Origin of the sequence: Micromonospora sp. NPDC049044 (assembly GCF_040649215.1) — a bacterium.
GTDB lineage: Bacteria > Actinomycetota > Actinomycetes > Mycobacteriales > Micromonosporaceae > Micromonospora.
Genome location: NZ_JBEZFA010000011.1, coordinates 36,194 through 52,322, shown reverse-complemented (window position 1 = coordinate 52,322; position 16,129 = coordinate 36,194). Strand labels below are relative to the sequence as shown.

At 72.1% G+C, this 16,129-nt stretch carries 14 protein-coding genes and 1 riboswitch; of the genes, 9 read left to right on the top strand and 5 right to left on the bottom strand.

The genetic code is table 11. The features are described from left to right. Positions 1 to 32 precede the first annotated feature (32 nt). Together AB0B85_RS11600 and AB0B85_RS11595 are read left to right on the top strand one after the other, a co-directional pair. Positions 33 to 572 carry an N-acetyltransferase gene (locus AB0B85_RS11600; protein ID WP_357406167.1) on the top strand — a complete coding sequence of 180 codons (540 nt, stop codon included), beginning with the start codon at positions 33 to 35 and terminating at the stop codon, positions 570 to 572. After that, complete coding sequence (locus tag AB0B85_RS11595; RefSeq protein ID WP_357406165.1) at positions 569 to 1,177, top strand: GNAT family N-acetyltransferase; 609 nt, start codon at positions 569 to 571, stop codon at positions 1,175 to 1,177. The genes AB0B85_RS11600 and AB0B85_RS11595 overlap by 4 nt, the downstream gene beginning before the upstream one ends. Here AB0B85_RS11595 and AB0B85_RS11590 read toward each other — a convergent pair. Next, positions 1,072 to 2,046, bottom strand: a complete 975-nt coding sequence (locus AB0B85_RS11590; protein ID WP_357406163.1) for a YafY family protein — start codon at positions 2,044 to 2,046, stop codon at positions 1,072 to 1,074. The genes AB0B85_RS11595 and AB0B85_RS11590 overlap by 106 nt on opposite strands. Before the next feature lie 95 nt (positions 2,047 to 2,141). Here AB0B85_RS11590 and AB0B85_RS11585 point away from each other — a divergent pair, with 95 nt between their 5' ends. The 3 genes from AB0B85_RS11585 to AB0B85_RS11575 all read left to right on the top strand — a co-directional run bounded on the left by AB0B85_RS11585 (position 2,142) and on the right by AB0B85_RS11575 (position 4,318). Continuing rightward, on the top strand, positions 2,142 to 2,579 hold the full coding sequence (locus AB0B85_RS11585) for a VOC family protein (RefSeq protein WP_357406424.1): 438 nt from the start codon (positions 2,142 to 2,144) through the stop codon (positions 2,577 to 2,579). A 58-nt stretch (positions 2,580 to 2,637) separates the two neighbouring features. After that, positions 2,638 to 3,825, top strand: a complete 1,188-nt coding sequence (gene dinB, locus AB0B85_RS11580) for a DNA polymerase IV (RefSeq protein WP_357406161.1) — start codon at positions 2,638 to 2,640, stop codon at positions 3,823 to 3,825. A 124-nt stretch (positions 3,826 to 3,949) separates the two neighbouring features. Continuing rightward, the gene (locus tag AB0B85_RS11575; RefSeq protein ID WP_357406159.1) at positions 3,950 to 4,318 is read left to right on the top strand and encodes a hypothetical protein; all 369 of its coding nucleotides are present in this window, start codon (positions 3,950 to 3,952) and stop codon (positions 4,316 to 4,318) included. A gap of 127 nt (positions 4,319 to 4,445) precedes the next feature. Here AB0B85_RS11575 and AB0B85_RS11570 read toward each other — a convergent pair whose 3' ends face one another. Continuing rightward, positions 4,446 to 5,111, bottom strand: coding sequence for a transglycosylase family protein (locus AB0B85_RS11570; RefSeq protein WP_357406157.1), 666 nt, complete (start codon positions 5,109 to 5,111; stop codon positions 4,446 to 4,448). Beyond that, positions 5,111 to 5,283, bottom strand: a riboswitch (cyclic di-AMP (ydaO/yuaA leader). (Overlaps the previous gene by 1 nt.) A gap of 99 nt (positions 5,284 to 5,382) precedes the next feature. Continuing rightward, a complete protein-coding gene (locus tag AB0B85_RS11565) occupies positions 5,383 to 6,837 on the bottom strand; it encodes a nitrilase-related carbon-nitrogen hydrolase (protein WP_357406155.1) in 1,455 nt (484 codons plus the stop codon). Between the two features lie 110 nt (positions 6,838 to 6,947). Between AB0B85_RS11565 and AB0B85_RS11560 the strand changes: the two genes are divergently transcribed. Both AB0B85_RS11560 and AB0B85_RS11555 read left to right on the top strand, forming a co-directional pair. Beyond that, positions 6,948 to 8,075, top strand: coding sequence for a histidine kinase (locus tag AB0B85_RS11560; protein ID WP_357406153.1), 1,128 nt, complete (start codon positions 6,948 to 6,950; stop codon positions 8,073 to 8,075). Further along, positions 8,075 to 8,728 carry a response regulator transcription factor gene (locus tag AB0B85_RS11555; protein ID WP_357406151.1) on the top strand — a complete coding sequence of 218 codons (654 nt, stop codon included), beginning with the start codon at positions 8,075 to 8,077 and terminating at the stop codon, positions 8,726 to 8,728. The genes AB0B85_RS11560 and AB0B85_RS11555 overlap by 1 nt, the downstream gene beginning before the upstream one ends. 106 nt (positions 8,729 to 8,834) lie before the next feature. Here the strand turns inward: AB0B85_RS11555 and htpG are convergent, their stop codons facing one another. Next, positions 8,835 to 10,751 (bottom strand): molecular chaperone HtpG, encoded by a 1,917-nt coding sequence (gene htpG / locus AB0B85_RS11550; protein ID WP_357406149.1) that lies wholly within the window; start codon positions 10,749 to 10,751, stop codon positions 8,835 to 8,837. A 162-nt stretch (positions 10,752 to 10,913) separates the two neighbouring features. Here htpG and AB0B85_RS11545 point away from each other — a divergent pair, with 162 nt between their 5' ends. Continuing rightward, complete coding sequence (locus tag AB0B85_RS11545) at positions 10,914 to 11,612, top strand: SDR family oxidoreductase (RefSeq protein ID WP_357406147.1); 699 nt, start codon at positions 10,914 to 10,916, stop codon at positions 11,610 to 11,612. Positions 11,613 to 11,684: 72 nt separating this feature from the next. Here AB0B85_RS11545 and AB0B85_RS11540 read toward each other — a convergent pair whose 3' ends face one another. Further along, entirely contained in the window at positions 11,685 to 13,133 is a 1,449-nt protein-coding gene (locus AB0B85_RS11540) for a M28 family peptidase (RefSeq protein ID WP_357406145.1), read from the bottom strand. Between the two features lie 204 nt (positions 13,134 to 13,337). Between AB0B85_RS11540 and AB0B85_RS11535 the strand changes: the two genes are divergently transcribed. Further along, on the top strand, positions 13,338 to 16,115 hold the full coding sequence (locus AB0B85_RS11535) for an ATP-binding protein (protein ID WP_357406143.1): 2,778 nt from the start codon (positions 13,338 to 13,340) through the stop codon (positions 16,113 to 16,115). The last annotated feature ends 14 nt before the right edge of the window (positions 16,116 to 16,129 follow it).

The following is a 16,129-nucleotide window of genomic DNA, read 5'->3' as shown; positions in this document are numbered from 1 at the left end:
GTCGTCGCCGGGGACACCCGTATCGTGGCGCGGTGCTGATCAGACGCGAGACACCCGCTGACGTCGACGCCATCCGGGCGGTGCACGCCGCCGCGTTCGGCGGAACCGGCGGCGACGGGAACGACGGGGGCCAGGCCCTACCGGTCGAGGCGACCCTTGTCGACGCGCTGCGGGCCGACGAGGGCTGGCTGCCCGCGTACTCCCTGGTGGCTGTCGATTCGGACGGCCAGGTGGTGGGCCACGTGGTGGCCACCCGCGGCCGGGTGGGCGGTGAGCCGGTGGCGTTGGGCCTCGGGCCGCTCGGTGTGCTGCCGGAATGGCAGCGGCGCGGCGTCGGCAGCGCGCTTGTGCACGCGGTGCTCGGTGCGGCCGACGCCCGCGACGAGCCCCTCGTGGTGCTGCTCGGGCACCCCGAGTACTACCCGCGCTTCGGCTTCGGGCCGGCCGTCGAGGTGGGGGTCACGCCGCCGCAGCCGTGGGGTCCGCAGTACTTCATGGCGCGGCCGCTCACCGCGTGGCGCGGATCGATCCGGGGCGAGTTCCGCTACGCCCGCCCGTTCGACGACCTGTGATCCCGCCGCGGATCCGCCGCCGGCGCGCTACCGACCTCGACGGGTGTGTCGCGGCCCTCGCCGAGGTCCACCGGGTCGACGGGTATCCGCTGAACTGGCCCGCCGACCCGCACGGCTGGCTGCGCGAACCACACCCGGCTCGCGCTTGGGTCGCGGTCGCCGCCGACAACGCCGACGCCGACGCTGACAACGCCGCCGCCATTGTGGGGCACGTCGCGGTGCACCGGGTGCCCAGCCCGGCGAGCGGGCTGCCCGCCCGACCAACGGCCGAGTTCGCGCGTCTCTTCGTGGCGCCGGCCGCCCGAGGGTTGGCGCTGGGCGGCGCGCTACTGGCGCGGGCACGGCAGTGGGCGAGCGCGCGCGGCATTGATCTGGTGCTCGACGTGACCTCCGGCGACACCGCGGCTATTGCCCTCTACGAGCGCACCGGCTGGCTGTGCACCGACGTCAGCACCGCACCGTGGACCACACCCGACGGCAGTCCGGTGTCGCTGCGCCACTACACGCTGCGCTGCGACGCCGCCCCGGCCATCGCCGCGAGGCGGCGGGCGAGCAGCCCGGCCGCCTCGCGCAGCTCCGGCGGCTCCAACACCTCCACCTGGTAATCCAGGCGGGCGAGGTGCGCGGCGAGCCAGTCCAGGCTCTCACCGCCGACGACCAGCACACACCACCCGTCGCTGTCCTCCTCGACCCGCCCCACCTGGGGTGGCACCACCGCCCGCACCCGGTCGGGATGGGCGCGCACCCGCGCCCGGGCGACATACCGGTACGGCGCCCCAGTCACCGACCGCTGCACGAAGGCGACCGGATCCGGGTGGTCGCGGGCCCGGAACCGCCAGGTCGTCGCCACCGCGGCGGCCATCCGATCCAGGCGGAACGTGCGCCAGTCGTCGCGGTCGACGTCCCAGCCCATCAGATACCAGCGGCGACCCGTGGTGACCATCCGGACCGGCTCGACAGTCCGCTCCTGCGCCCCGCCGTCGCGGGCGGCGTAGCTGAACCGGACCCGCACGGCGTCGCGACAGGCCCGTGCGAGCGTCACCAGCAACTCCGCGTCGATCTCGGCCACCGGGCCGATCAGGGTCTCCGTCGAGCCGTGCACGGCCCGCACCTCGGCGCGCAGCCGCGCCGGCATCACCTGGTCGAGCTTCGCGAGCGCCCGCAGCGCCGCCTCCCCCGCCCCGGCGACCGTGCCGCCCGAGGCGAGCCGCAGGGAGACCGCTGTCGCGATCGCCTCCTCGTCGTCGAGGAGCAGCGGCGGCAGCCGGGTGCCCGCACCGAGTTGGTAACCACCGCCCACGCCCGCCGTCGCGTACACGGGGTAACCGAGCGCACGCAGACGCTGCACGTCACGGCGCACACAACGGCTGGTGACCCCCAGCTCGGCAGCGAGCTCGCCGGCCGTCCAGGACGGTCGCCGTTGCAGCAGCGCCAGCAGCCGAAGGACCCGCTCGGTGGTCGCCTCGACGCTCATCCGTCGATCGTTTCACGGATAGCGGAACATCCCTGTCCGCTATCCGCGAGAGGCTTCGGACCATGACCGACCAGACCAGGAAACAGGGAGCCGAGATGGCCCGCGACATCCAGATCACGTTCGACTGCGCCGACCCGGCCGCACTGGCGACGTTCTGGGCCGAGGCGCTCCGCTACCAGGTGCAGCCTCCCCCCGGAGACTTCGAGTCGTGGGACCAGGCCCTCGAAGCGATGGGAGTGCCCCCGGAGCGCCGCAACGACGCCTCGGCGGTGGTCGACCCCGACGGCTCGGGTCCTCGGCTGTTCTTCCAGCGAGTGCCGGAGCCCAAGCAGGTCAAGAACCGGGTACACGTCGATGTGCGGGCCGCTCCCGGGCTGGCCGGCGACGAGCGGATGGCGGCCCTGGAAACGGAGGCGGACCGGCTCGTCGCGCACGGGGCCACCCGGCTCACCCGGCACGAGCCCGCTCCCCCGCTGGGGGCCGGTCACCTCGTCATGGCCGACCCCGAGGGCAACGAGTTCTGCCTGGACTGACATGGGCGTTCGCCCAGCTCACCGCCGTCGCCGCCGGACGTCATGCGAACATGTGTACGTGTCGTCCGGCGCCCACATCCTGCACGCCGACCTGGACGCGTTCTACGCGTCGGTCGAGCAGCGTGACGACCCGCGCCTGCGCGGGCGGCCGGTCATCGTCGGCGGGGGCGTGGTCCTCGCGGCCAGCTACGAGGCGAAGGCCCGGGGCGTACGCAGCGCGATGGGTGGCCAGCAGGCGCGCCGGCTGTGCCCGGAGGCGATAGTGGTGCCGCCCCGGATGTCGGCGTACACGGCGGCGAGCCGCGCGGTCTTCGAGATCTTCCGGCAGACCACCCCGCTTGTCGAGGGGCTCTCCATCGACGAGGCGTTCCTGGACGTGGGTGGCCTGCGGCGGCTGGTCGGGTCGCCGACCGAGATCGCCGAGCGGCTGCGCCGGGAGGTCTGGGCCGGGGTCCACCTACCGATCACGGTGGGGGTGGCCCGCACGAAGTTCCTGGCGAAGGTGGCCAGTGGGGTGGCGAAGCCGGACGGGCTGCTGGTTGTCGCACCGGACGCCGAGGTGGCGTTCCTGCACCCGCTGCCGGTCGAGCGGCTGTGGGGCGTCGGCCCGGTCACCTCGGCGAAGTTGCGGGCGCACCGGATCCGTACCGTCGGCGAGGTGGCGCGGCTCGGCGAGGCCGCGTTGGTGTCTCTGCTCGGGTCCGGCTCCGGGCGGCACCTGCACGCCCTGGCGCACAACCGTGACCCACGCGCGGTGCAGGTCGGTCGACGACGCGGATCGATGGGTGCCCAGCACGCACTGAGCCGCAGCCCGCACGCCCCGGCGGAGTTGGACGCCATCCTCGCCGGCCTTGTCGACCGGGTCTCCCGGCGGATGCGCGCGGCCGGGCGGGCCGGGCGCACAGTGGTGCTGCGGCTGCGTTTCGGCGACTACACCCGGGCGACCCGCTCGCACACAGTGGACAAGGCGACAGCCGACACGACCCCGTTGCTCGCCGCCGCGCGGGCGCTGTTGCGGGCGGCCCAGCCCGAGATCGACAGTCGTGGTGTCACGCTGATCGGTGTCTCGGTGGGCAATCTGGACGACAGCCCGGTGCAGCCGGAGCTGCCGTTCCACAGCGACCCGGGTGCGGAGCTGGACGCCGCTGTGGACGCGGTCCGCGACCGGTTCGGATCGGCGGCGCTCACCCGGGCGGTGCTGCTCGGCCGGGAGCCGGGCGTCGAGATGCCGCTGCTGCCGGATTGACCGATCTGCGTGCGGTGTCCATCCGAAGAGGTGCGATCGGAGACACATCACAGCAGGTCGGCGGTTTAGCCGGCGGCTGACGGGTGACCCTTGGGGGGTACAGCCTGACAAGGGGGGACCCAGCATGTCCGACGACACCAGCAACCGAGTGAGCCGCAACGCCGAGCGCCCGCACGACGTGACCGACCCGCTGCTCTGGCAGTTGGCGATCGATGTGCTGAGCGCCCACGAGCCGGACGACGAGGGTCACTGCCGCAACCTCCAGTGCGCCGGGCAGTCCTGGCCCTGTGCGGCCCGCGCCGGCGCCGAGCAGTCGATACGCCTGGCCCGCAGCACACCCGCCCCGGTCGAGACGACCACCGACGGCGGCGACAGCGAGGAGGGCGGCACGGGTTGGTCCGGGGAGAGCAGCGCACCGGCTCCCCGGTGGGGCTGGAACGCCGGTCCGGTCACGTCGCACCGAGGGCCGAAGGCGTCCGCGTCCGCGGCGTGACGGCCTTCCCCCGGGGGTACGAGCGCGCGGGGCTGATTGGCATCACACGCACGAACGCTCGGCCGGTGATCCGGCCGAGCGTTCGCGTGTCATCCGTCAGAGGCTGAGCCGCTGCGTCGGGAAACGATCAGAGGCTGAGCCGCTGACCCGGGAAGATCAGGCCCGGGTCGGCCCCGATCAGCTGCCGGTTGTGCTCGTACAGCGCCTGCCAACCGCCGGTCACCCGGTGGCCGTCAGCGATCTCCGACAGGGTGTCCCCCGGCTTGACCAGGTACGTCTGGCCGCCGGTGGTCGGCGCGGTGCGTTCGTGGCTGCGGGTCGCCGGCTGCTCGCCGCGCGACGGCCGCTCGGTGGGCTTGGTCGACTTCGTGGTGGGCTTGGTCGACTTGGTGGTGGGCTTGGTCGACTTCGTGGCCGAGCCGCCGGTCGATCCGCCCTTCTTGCCGCAGGTCGGCCAGGCGCCGATGCCCTGCCCGTCGAGTACCTTCTCGGCGATCGCGATCTGCTCGCCGCGGCTGGCCAGGTCGGCGCGGGCGGCGTACTTCTTGCCGCCGTAACCGGCCCAGGTGCTCTGGGAGAACTGCAGTCCGCCGTAGTAGCCGTTCCCGGTGTTGATCTTCCAGTTGCCGCCGGACTCGCACTTGGCGATCGCGTCCCAGTTGACCGCGGCCTGCGCCGGGGCGGCCGGCCCGAAGAGGGCGACGGCGCCGGTGACCGCACCGACAGCCAGGGTGCCGACGGCGAGGCGGCGGGTGGTGACCCGTCGATGACGGGGGGTGTAGACAGACGTCATGTGAGCTTCCTCCACGCCGGCGAGGTGAGCTGTCGGGTTCGGGCCGAGGAGCCCGGCCGCACGGTGGCGGCTTCACCCCGAGGTGACATGCACCGAGGAACGTGTGGGTCCCCCGCTCCTGCCCGGTGACTGGGTTCCGACGACCGGGGGCAGGATTTGGCGTTGCCGGCCGTGGTGTCCGCGTTGGCGAACCCGACCGACGTTAGGCACGGTCGGTGACGATCGCCCAACCCCTGTGAACTTCTTCACCGGGGCACGCTGGAGAGTCCGCTCAGCGGTTGCGGGCCTGGTGACTCTGTGCAGTGACCACCATGGACCGTTTGCGATCAGCTGTCCTCCTGGAGCCAGACGCCGACCCCTCGACGGCGACGACCAACAAGACCAGGGACAACAACGGAAACCAATCTCCCGTACGCGAGTAGACAGTGCCCCATCCGGTGGTCGGAGCGGCCGTTACCAGCAACTCCGCGTCACCGGCGCTGACGTCACCCAGCAGTCTGCCGCCGCCGTCGCTTACCGTCAGCCGGCCCAACTCGGCGGCGCGGACCACTGTGATTCCGTTCTCCACACCCCGGACCATTGCGATGCGACCGTGCAGCCAACCGTCGGAGGTGAAGTCCAGGGCGGGGACGAGCAGCACCGAGGCGCCCTCCGCCCGATACCGCCGGACCAGGCCGGGATAGTCGAGGTCCTTGCAGATGGCAACGCCGAACCGCCCGTTCACGATGACGTCGTCGTCGCCCGGCGTCAGCCACTCCTCCAGGCCGGGGACCAGATGCTGTTTCTGGTACGTCGTGACGCCGCCATCCGGGTCCAGCACCAGCGCGACGTTGCTGGCCGTGCCGGCCCGCCACAGCACCGTGCCGACGACGATCTGGGCCCCGGCCTGCCGCAGCGCGTCCACGAGCAGGGGCAGGGTCGTGTCCGTCACGGCGAACACCTTCTCCGGCAGCACCACGATCCGTGCCCCACGGGCGGTCAGGTCCGCCACCCGCGCGGCGTACCGGGCGAGCAGGTCCCGGCCGGACGGTTCGTCGATCGGGAGCCCGTCCGTGGACTGCCGCAGGGCGAGCAGACCGACGGTAAGCGGCTCGGCCGGGTCGGCTGAACGACCCAGTGACCAGGCCGACCACCCGCCGGCGCCGAGCAGGAGGGCGAGCAGGCAGGCGAGGGCGGTGCGGTCGAGCCGGCCGGTGCCTGTTGGCAGTGCGCTGCCGAGCACGGCGGCGACAGCGATCGGGACGGCGAGCAGCAGGTAGGTGACGCCCCAGACGCCGGTGAGCGCGGTCATCTGGATGACCGGCCGGACGTCGGCCTGCGTGTAGGCGAGACTCCACCACGCCCCCTGCGGGAACAGGTGCGACGCCGCGTACTCGCCGAGCACCCACAGTGCCGGCACGGTGAGGACGGCGCGCACGGTTCGCCCCCGCAGCAGCAGGGCACGGGCGAGCACTACCGTGCCGGCCGCCAGGCCGAGGCCGAGGCCGAGCACGGCGGCGACCGCGGGGACCGGAAGGCCCAGGGTGCCGTGGTAGTACCTGACCATGTCGAGCTGCCCGATCGACCAGGCGAGGATCGTCGCGCCGAGCGCGGTCCTCCGGCGTACCCGCACCGAGGCGAGGATCAGCGGGATCGGGGCGAGCCAGGTCAACGCGGCAACGGGGTGCAGCCCGCACCCGCCGAGCCAGAGCAGGCCACTGAGGAGCGCGGCGACGATCGTCATCATGCGCCAATCGTGTGGCGAGGGTTGGCCGGTGCGGATCGCCGTACGCGGTGGAGGTGTTCTGGTCCTGTGGAGGGAGGCGCGGAGGAACCGGGCCGGACGATACTGCCGACGTGAAGCGGTACGTCAATCTCGCTGTCACGGTGGCCGCCGTCGCCGCGACAGTGCTGCCGGCCGTGGCCGACGGGCCACCCGCCTGGTGGGTGCTGCCGCTGGCGGTCGCGTCCTCGGTCCCGGTGCTGTGGCGGGACCGCGCGCTGGTCCCGGTCGCCGTCGTGGTGGGGGTCGCCACGACGGTCTCGGCCTCGCTCGGCGCGCCCCCGCTGCTGCCGGTCGGCCCGCTCGTCTGCGTCTACACGTTCGCGGCGCGATCCTCGCTTGCGGTCCGCCTGCTCGGCATCGTGCTCACCGCCGCCGGCCTGCTGTTCTCGCTGCTGTATCCGCACCCGGACGTGGAGGTGCTGCGCTACCTGTCGGTCGCCTACCTCTTCTCGTACGCCCTGGGGACCAGCGCCCGGGCCCGCCGTACCCACGCCCAGGCCCGCGCCGAACGGGATCGCCGCGTCGCCGGTGACCTCGCGGCGGCAGTGCTGCGCGAACGCGCCCGGATCGCCCGCGACCTGCACGACATCCTCACCCACGCGGTCGGCGTCATGGTCGTGCAGGCGGAGGCGGGGCCGCTGCTGGTGCGCGACCAACCCGAACGCGCCGACGCCGCGTTCGCCGCCATCGCGGCCACCGGCAGGGACGCGGCCACCCAGCTGCGCCGCGCGGTCGGCAGCCTGCGTGAACCCGCCGACGAACCGTTCGACCAGCCGGGACTGGCCCAGCTCCCCGTCCTTGTCGACCGTGTCCGCGCCACCGGCCTCGACGCCGTCCTCGAGGTCACCTCCGGGACGCCGTTCGGGGGTGCCTCCCCGTCGCCGTTCGCGCCACCCGCGGACGTCGGGGTCGCGGCGTACCGGATCGTGCAGGAGTCCCTTACCAACGTGGTCCGGCACGCCGGGGCGCGATCGGTCCACGTCCTGCTGGACCACGCACCTGACTCGCTCACCGTGTCGATCACCGATGACGGCAGCGGCGACCGGGCGGCCGGCACCGGCATGCCCGGGTACGGGATCGTCGGCATGCGCGAGCGGGCCCAGGCCTGCGGGGGAAGCCTGCGCACCGGCCCGGCGTCCGACGGGCACGGCTTCACTGTCACCGCCACCCTGCCCCTGCCGGCGTCGGCGGTCGGCTGATGCTGCGCGTCGTGCTCGCCGACGATCAGGACCTGTTCCGGGCCGGGTTCGCGACGATCCTCGGCGCCGAGCCGGACATCGAGGTGGTCGCCGAGGCCGCCGACGGCGCGGGCGCCGTGCGTGCCGCTCTCGACCACCGACCCGACGTCGTCCTGATGGACATGCGGATGCCCGTCCTCGACGGGGTCGCCGCGACCCGCCAGGTCTGCGCCCGTACGCCGAGCCGGGTCCTCGCCCTGACCATGTTCGACACCGACGACTACCTGTACGCGGCGTTGCGTGCCGGCGCCAGCGGCTTCCTGCTCAAGGACGCACCCCGGGCCGACCTGGTGAACGCGGTCCGCGTGGTCGCCGCCGGCGACGCGTTGCTCGCCCCCGGCGTCACCGCACGGGTGATCGGCGAACTGCACCGGCGCGGTCACCCGGATCCGGCGCGGGCCGCCGCGGTGACCGCGCTCACCGCTCGCGAGACGGACGTGCTGCGCCTGATCGCGGCGGGTCTGTCCAACGCCGAGATCGCCGCCCACCACCACCTCAGCGAGCACACGGTGAAGACGCACGTCGGCAACCTGCTCGCCAAACTCAACCTGCGCGACCGCGCCCAGGCGGTGATGGTCGCCTACGAGTCCGGTCTGGTGATTCCCGGTCAGTGACCCGCGGCGGTCCAGCCCCGTCGATCATGGAGTTGTGGTGCCCGTTGCGCCCTACGACGGGCGCTTTGTCGCCCAGCACAACTCCATGATCGACGAGTCACGCCAGTTACAGGGTGCGCGCCAGCCGGTCGGCGAGCGTGCGGGTGAAGCGGGCCGGGTCGGTCAGCTCGCCACCCTCGGCGAGCACCGCCAGGCCGTAGAGCAGCTCGGCGGTCTCGGCCAGAGCCGCCGTGTCGGTGCCCTGCTCGTGGGCCTTGCGCAGCCCGGAGACCAGCGGGTGACCGGGATTGATCTCCAGGATCCGCTTGGTCGGGGGAATCTCGTGCCCCATCGCCCGGTACATCTTCTCCAGGGTCGGGGTGAGGTCGTGGGCGTCGCCGACGACGCAGGCCGGTGAGGTGGTCAGCCGGGACGACAGGCGGACCTCCCGGACGCTGTCGGTCAGGGTGGTGCCCAGCCAGTCGAGCAGCGCGGCGAACTCCTGTCGCTGCTGCTCGCGCTCGGCCTCGGCCTGCTGCTTCTCCTCGTCGGTGTCCAGGTCGATCTCGCCCTTGGCGATCGAGCGCAGCGTCTTGCCGTCGTACGTGCCGACCCGCTCGACCCACACCTCGTCGACCTGGTCGGTGAGCAGCAGCACCTCGTGACCCTTGGCCCGGAACGCCTCCAGGTGCGGAGAGTTCTCGATGGCGGCCCGCGACTCGCCGGTGGCGTACCAGATGTCGTTCTGGCCGTCCTTCATCCGCGACACGTAGCCGGCCAGATCGGTGGGCTCGGCCGGGTCGTGGGTGGAGGCCACCGACAGGATGTCCAGCAGCGTGTCGCGGTTGTCGGTGTCGTCGATCAGCCCTTCCTTGACCACCGCGCCGAACTCCGTCCAGAAGGTGCGGTAGCGCTCGGCGTGGTTGGTCTTGAGGTCCTTGACGGCGGCGAGGACCTTCTTGACCAGGCGACGGCGGACGATCTGGATCTGCCGGTCCTGCTGGAGGATCTCCCGGGAGATGTTCAGCGACAGGTCGTGCGCGTCGACAACGCCCTTGACGAAGCGCAGGTAGGTGGGGACCAGCGCCTCGCAGTCGTCCATGATGAACACGCGTTTGACGTAGAGCTGGACGCCGCGGCGGCCCTGCGGGGAGAACAGGTCCAGCGGGGCGTGGCTGGGCAGGAAGAGCAGCGCCTCGTACTCGAAGGTGCCCTCGCCCTTCATGTGCACGACCTCGAGCGGGTCGGCCCAGTCGTGGCTGACGTGCTTGTAGAACTCGTTGTACTCGGCGGCGTCGACCTCGTCGCGGGGCCGCGCCCAGAGCGCCTTCATCGAGTTGAGCGTCTGCACCTCGCTGGTGGCGGGGGCGTCGTCGGTGCCCGGCCGCTCGACGGTCATCCGGATCGGCCACGCGATGAAGTCGGAGTAGCGCTTGACGATCTCGCGGACGGTCCACTCGGCGGTGTAGTCGTGCAGGTTGTCCTCGGTGTCGGCGGGCTTGAGGTGCAGGGTCACAGTGGTGCCCTGCGGTGCCTCGTCGACCTCCTCGATCGTGTACGTGCCCTCGCCGGTGGACTCCCAGCGGGTGCCGCCGGTCTCGCCGGCCTTGCGGGTCAGCAGGGTGACCCGGTCGGCGACCATGAACGCGGCGTAGAAGCCGACGCCGAACTGGCCGATCAGGTCCTGCGAGGCATGGGCGTCGGAAGACTCCCGCAGCTGGCGCAGCAGCTCGGCGGTGCCGGACTTGGCGATGGTGCCGATCAGCGCGACGACCTCGTCGCGGGTCATGCCGATGCCGTTGTCCCGCACGGTGAGGGTGCGGGCGTCCCGGTCGATCTCCAGGGCGACGTGCAGGTCGTCGGTGTCGGCGACGAGGTCCTTGTCGACGAGCGTGGCCAGCCTCAGCTTGTCCAGCGCGTCGGACGCGTTGGAGATGAGTTCCCGCAGGAAGACGTCCTTGTTCGAGTAGATGGAGTGGACCACCAACTGGAGCAGCTGACGCGCCTCGGCTTGGAACTCCAACGTCTCGGCCTGATTGCTCACACCGTCTCCCTTCTCGGCTCGTGCGGATGTTCGCGGAAAGGATACGAGTCGTCACCGGTCGCGTGGTGACCGCATCCCGGTCGTATTCCCGATCGGACCGGGGCAGCTCCGTGACATGGCTGACTTTGGCATACAGAAGTCAGGTGGGATAGCGTCACCGCCATGAAGATCGCAGGAAGCACCGCCCTCGTCACCGGCGCCAACCGCGGCTTCGGCCGGCACCTGGCCGCCGAACTCCTCGCCCGGGGCGCCACCGTCTACGCCGGCGCGCGCAACCCGGACACCGTCGACCTGCCCGGCGTGACGCCGGTGCGCCTCGACATCACCGACCCCACCTCGGTCGCCGCCGCCGCCACACTGGCCGGGGACGTCAACCTTCTGATCAACAACGCCGGCATCGACTCCCGCACCGACCTGATCGACGGTGACCTGGACCTCATCCGGCTGGAGCTGGAGACCCACTACATCGGCACCCTGTCCATGGTCCGGGCCTTCGCGCCGCTCATTGCCGGCAACGGCGGCGGGACGATCCTCAACGTGCTGTCCGTGCTGTCCTGGGTGAACTTCCCGATCCACGGGGCCTACGGCGCCGCCAAGTCCGCCGAGTGGGCGATGACCAACGCGCTGCGCCTCCAGCTCGCCGAGCGGGGCGTCCGGGTCGCCGGCCTGCACGTCGGCTATCTGGACACCGACATGGCCGCGACCGTCACCGGCCCGAAGTCCGACCCGGCGGTGATCGCCCGGCTCGCGGTGGACGGCATCGAGGCCGACGCGTACGAGATCGTCGCCGACGAGGTCAGCCGGCGGGTGCAGGCCGGATTCCCCGGCGGCGTGTCCGCGCTCTACCCGCAGCTGCCCTGACCACGCCGCCGCTCGGGCGCGACGGGCCGTCGCCGGTTCGACCGACGACGGCCCGCCCCTGGCGGTACGCGGTCAGCTCGCCTGCAACGCCACGTCGTCGATCACGAAGCTGGTCTGCAGTGACGAGTCCTCGGTGCCGGTGAACCTGAGGGTCACCGTCTGACCGGCGAACCCGGCCACGTTGAAGCTGCGCTGGACGTAGCCGGCGGCGGCGTTGAGATTCGAGTACGTCGCCAGCGTGGTGGAGCCCACCTGCACGGTGAGCCTGTCGTACGCGGTGGAGGCGGTGGTCTCGGCGGTGTCGATGCGCAGCCAGAACGACAGCGTGTAGCTGGCACAACCGGCCGGTACGGTCACCGACTGCGTGAGGCTCTCGGTGCCGGAGCGGCCGTTGCCGCCCAGCCACGCCTTGTACGACCCGGTCCGCGCCGGCTTGCTGCTCGAATTGGTGATCACTCCGGAGGACGCGGTCCACGGCGTGCTGCCGTTCTCGAACCCGCCGTTGCCGACCACCTGACCACCGGTGCAGCTCGGGGTGCCACCACTGACGGCGAGCTGCCACAGCGCGTACGCGACCCCGTCGGCCGCCCGGTTGAGCACCGTGGCGCTGACGTTGGCGGTGGTGTCGCAGGCCCGGTGGTAGCACGGGTCGTACGCGGAGTTGGCGGTGCCGCCCCACTTGGCCGCCTGCGAGCTGGTCTTGCGGGCGCTGGCGCCGGCCGCGTAGCCCGAGGTGGGGATGCCCGCCTGTTGGAAGTAGTAGTCGTCGGAGCGGCCCTGACCCTCGACGTTCTCCTCCGGTTGCAGACCCAACGAGTCCCAGTACGCCTTCAGTGGCGCGGCAGTGCTCGAGGTGACCCGGTTGATGAAGTAGCCGCCGTTGACCGAGCCGACCATGTCGAAGTTGTAGTAGCCCGTGAGATAACCGCGCTGGGTCGAGTTGAGCGAGTTGACGTAGAACCGGGAGCCGTTGAGCCCCTGCTCCTCGTCGGTCCACCAGGCGAACCGGACCCGCTTGGTCATCGTCGGGTTCTGCGCGGCCAGCACCAGCGCGTTCTCCAGCAGTGTCGCCGAGCCGGTGGCGTTGTCGTTGATCCCCGGCCCGGCGGAGACGCCGTCCAGGTGCGCGCCGAACATGACCACCTGGTCGGCCGGCCCGCCCGGCCACTCCGCCAGCAGGTTGTTCGAGGGGTACGTGCAGCTGGAGCAGTACTGCTCGGTGACGGTGTAGCCGGCCGACTGCAACCTGGTCTTGACGTAGTTGAGGGAGGCGCTGTGGCCGGCCGAGCCGGCCCGGCGGTTGCCGCCGTTGCTGCTGGCGATGGAGTTGAACTGGGTCAGGTGGGCCTGGACGTTGCTGACGGCGACGTCCGGTGCGGCCAGAGCGGCGGCGGACGCGGCGATCGGCCGGGCCACTGTCGCGGTGGTGGGCGACGCGGTCACCGGCTGGGCGGCCAGCGTCACCGTCATGCCGGCGAACACGGCGAGCGCGACACCCGCGCTCAGCGTTCTGCCTCTCATGGGGGCTCCTCGGGGTTGGGGGGAGATACCCGAGACACTTACAGATGTCGATGTCGCAAGCATCGGTCGTTCGTGTCGAACCCCCGCCGCCTCGGTGGTAGGTACCGGCGTCGGCACAGGTGAGTAGAGGTGCCAGGATGGGTAGGTACGCCAGCAGGGGTCGTTGGGCCCGGAACGGGGGCTTGCGATGGGGCCGGATCAGGCGTGACAGGACCCGGCACCGACCTGTTCACCGGCGGCGGTGACACCGGCCGGTTGATGGCAGAGCTGGACTGGGCCCGTACCCCACTCGGCCCGGTGACCAGCTGGCCGCAGAGCCTGCGCGCCGCGGTCCGGATGGTGCTCTCGTCCCGGTACCCCATGCTGCTGCTCTGGGGAGAGCGCTTCTCCCAGCTCTACAACGACGCGTACTCCGCGTTGATCGGCGACAAACACCCAGCCGCGCTCGGCGACGACGTACGGGTGACCCTGGCCGAGGGCTGGGACGTCCTCGCCCCGCTCATCGACCAGGCCACCGAGACCGGAGTGGCCACCTGGGTCCCCGCCCTGCAGCTGCTGCTGGAGCGGGCCGGCTACCGCGAGGAGGCGTACTTCAGCGTCTCGCACGCCCCGGTCCGCGACGACGACAGCCGCACCGTCGGCATCCTCACCGTGTGCAGCGAGGTCACCGAACAGGTGGTCGGCGAACGCCGGCTGCGACTGCTGCGGGACCTGTCAGTTCTCGGCGACGGACGCACCGTCGACGTGCCCGCCACAAGCGTCCGGCTGACCGACGCGATCGAGGGCCACCCCCTGGACGTGCCGTTCACCGCCATCTACCTGCGCGACGGCACGGTGCTGCGGCACGTCGCCTGCACCGGCGGCGACCAGGGGTACCAGGGAGCGCTACCGGACACCGTCGAGCTGGCCGACACCGGCCGGGTCGCGGACGGGTGGGGGCTCGCGGATGCCGCGCGGGGCCGACCGACGGCGGTGCCCAACATCGCCGACCGGCTGTCGGTGCCCGGCGGCCCGTGGGGCGACCCGGTCCGCAGCGCGCTGGCCTTGCCACTGCCCTCGGGCGACGAGGACCAGCCGCTCGGCGTCCTGCTGGCCGGGGTCAGCCCCAGCCGGGGGCTCGACGAGGCGTACCGATCCTTCTACCAGCTCCTGGCCCAGCAGATCGCCGTGTCGCTGCGCAACGCCCAGGAGTACGAGCAAGAGCGGCGTCGGGTCGAGGCGCTTGCCGAACTGGACCGGGCGAAAACCGACTTCTTCGCCAACGTCAGCCACGAGTTCCGTACCCCCCTGACCCTGATCCTCGGCCCGCTCACCGACGCCCTCACCGACGCCACAGCGCCGTTGCCGGTGGCGCAACGGGAGCGGGTGGAGACCTCCTGGCGCAACGCCACCCGGCTGTTGACACTTGTCAACAGCCTGCTCACCTTCTCCAGCCTGGAGGCCGGACGCGCCCGCAGCGACGCCCGGGTGGTCGACCTCGCGGCCCTCACGGCCGAGCTCGCCGGCGTGTTCCGGGCCGCCGTGGAGCGGGCCGGGCTGACCCTCGAGGTGGTCTGCCCGCCACTGCCCCGGCCGGTCGCGGTCGACCCGGTCAACTGGGAACGCATCGTCACGAACCTGCTGTCGAACGCCTTGAAGTACACGTTCATCGGCCGGATCCGGGTGGCCCTGGAAGCCGATGACGAGGAGGTCCGCCTCACCGTCGCGGACACCGGCATCGGCATCGGGGACGCGGACCTGCCGAAGCTCTTCGAACGCTTCCACCGGGTCCGGGTCCGGGGCGCCCGCGCCCGCAGCCACGAGGGTACGGGCATCGGCCTGGCCCTGGCGTACGAGCTGGCCCGACTGGAGGGCGGCACGGTCCGGGTGACCAGCAGCGTGGGTGTCGGCAGCACGTTCACCGTCGCGCTGCCCTGGGCGACGGCGGGTCGCCCGGCGGGGACCGGACCGGCGTCGGTCGGACGGGGCGACGCCGCCCGGGCCACCGTCGAGGAGGCGATGGGCTGGCTCACCGAGCCGGGCGGCGACCCGACGGTGCCTGGCGACGTGTCCGGTCCGGCCGTGGACGAGTTGGCCGGCGCGCGGATCCTCATCGCCGACGACAACGCCGACATGCGGGCGTACCTCAGCCGGCTGCTCACCGGGCAGGGCTGGCGGGTGCGGGCGGTCACCGACGGCCGGCAGGCTCTCGACGAGATCCGCCGCGAACCGCCGGACCTGCTCCTCACCGACGTGATGATGCCGGTGCTCGACGGTTTCGACCTGGTCCGGCGGCTACGCGCGGACCCGGCGACCCGGTCCCTGCCGGTGCTGGTGCTCTCCGCCCGCGCCGGCGGGCAGGCCAGCGTGGAGGGCCTGAACCTGGGCGCCGACGACTACCTGGTGAAGCCGTTCGCCGCAGCTGAGCTGATCGCCCGGGTCCGGGCCGGCATTCGGCGGGCCGGCAGCCGCCCGAGCGGCGACGCGAACGCACCGGCTGTCGAGGTGGCGCCGACGCGACCCGACCCGGTCACCGCCGTCGCGCCGCCCCGGTCGGTAGCACCCGGGCCGAACCCGCCGGTGCTGGCGCCGGCCCCGACCGACCGGATCGGGTTGGGCGACGTCCTGGACGTCGGGTGGACCTACCCGTCCACGCCCACCTCGGCAGCTGCCATGCGTCGCGACGTCCGGCTGGCACTTGACGACCTCGACGTCGACCCGGACCTGGTGGAAGATCTGCTGCTCGCCGCGTCCGAGGCGACGAACAACGCGGTCGAGCACGCGCAGCGGCCCAGCCGGCCGGAGGTACAGGTCCGGCTGCAGGCGGGCGGCGGGCTGATCCGGATCTCGGTGCGGGACTTCGGCACCTGGCGGGACCGTCGGCCAGCGATGGACCGGGGACGCGGCGCGTTGCTGATGAACGCCTACGGCGACGTGCGGCTGATCTCCACCGCGGAGGGCACCACTGTGACTATCGAGCGCCGGCTGACAGGTTCGGCCTGAGGGACCACGCGGCG

Excerpts from the sequence above, each read along its gene's own strand:
- AB0B85_RS11585 (WP_357406424.1), top strand. The coding sequence starts at position 2,142 with ATGGCCCGCGACATCCAGATCACGTTCGACTGCGCCGACCCGGCCGCA.
- AB0B85_RS11565 (WP_357406155.1), bottom strand. The coding sequence starts at position 6,837 with ATGATGACGATCGTCGCCGCGCTCCTCAGTGGCCTGCTCTGGCTCGGC.
- AB0B85_RS11545 (WP_357406147.1), top strand. The coding sequence starts at position 10,914 with ATGAAGATCGCAGGAAGCACCGCCCTCGTCACCGGCGCCAACCGCGGC.
- AB0B85_RS11575 (WP_357406159.1), top strand. The coding sequence starts at position 3,950 with ATGTCCGACGACACCAGCAACCGAGTGAGCCGCAACGCCGAGCGCCCG.
- AB0B85_RS11555 (WP_357406151.1), top strand. The coding sequence starts at position 8,075 with ATGCTGCGCGTCGTGCTCGCCGACGATCAGGACCTGTTCCGGGCCGGG.
- AB0B85_RS11540 (WP_357406145.1), bottom strand. The coding sequence starts at position 13,133 with ATGAGAGGCAGAACGCTGAGCGCGGGTGTCGCGCTCGCCGTGTTCGCC.
- AB0B85_RS11590 (WP_357406163.1), bottom strand. The coding sequence starts at position 2,046 with ATGAGCGTCGAGGCGACCACCGAGCGGGTCCTTCGGCTGCTGGCGCTG.
- AB0B85_RS11570 (WP_357406157.1), bottom strand. The coding sequence starts at position 5,111 with ATGACGTCTGTCTACACCCCCCGTCATCGACGGGTCACCACCCGCCGC.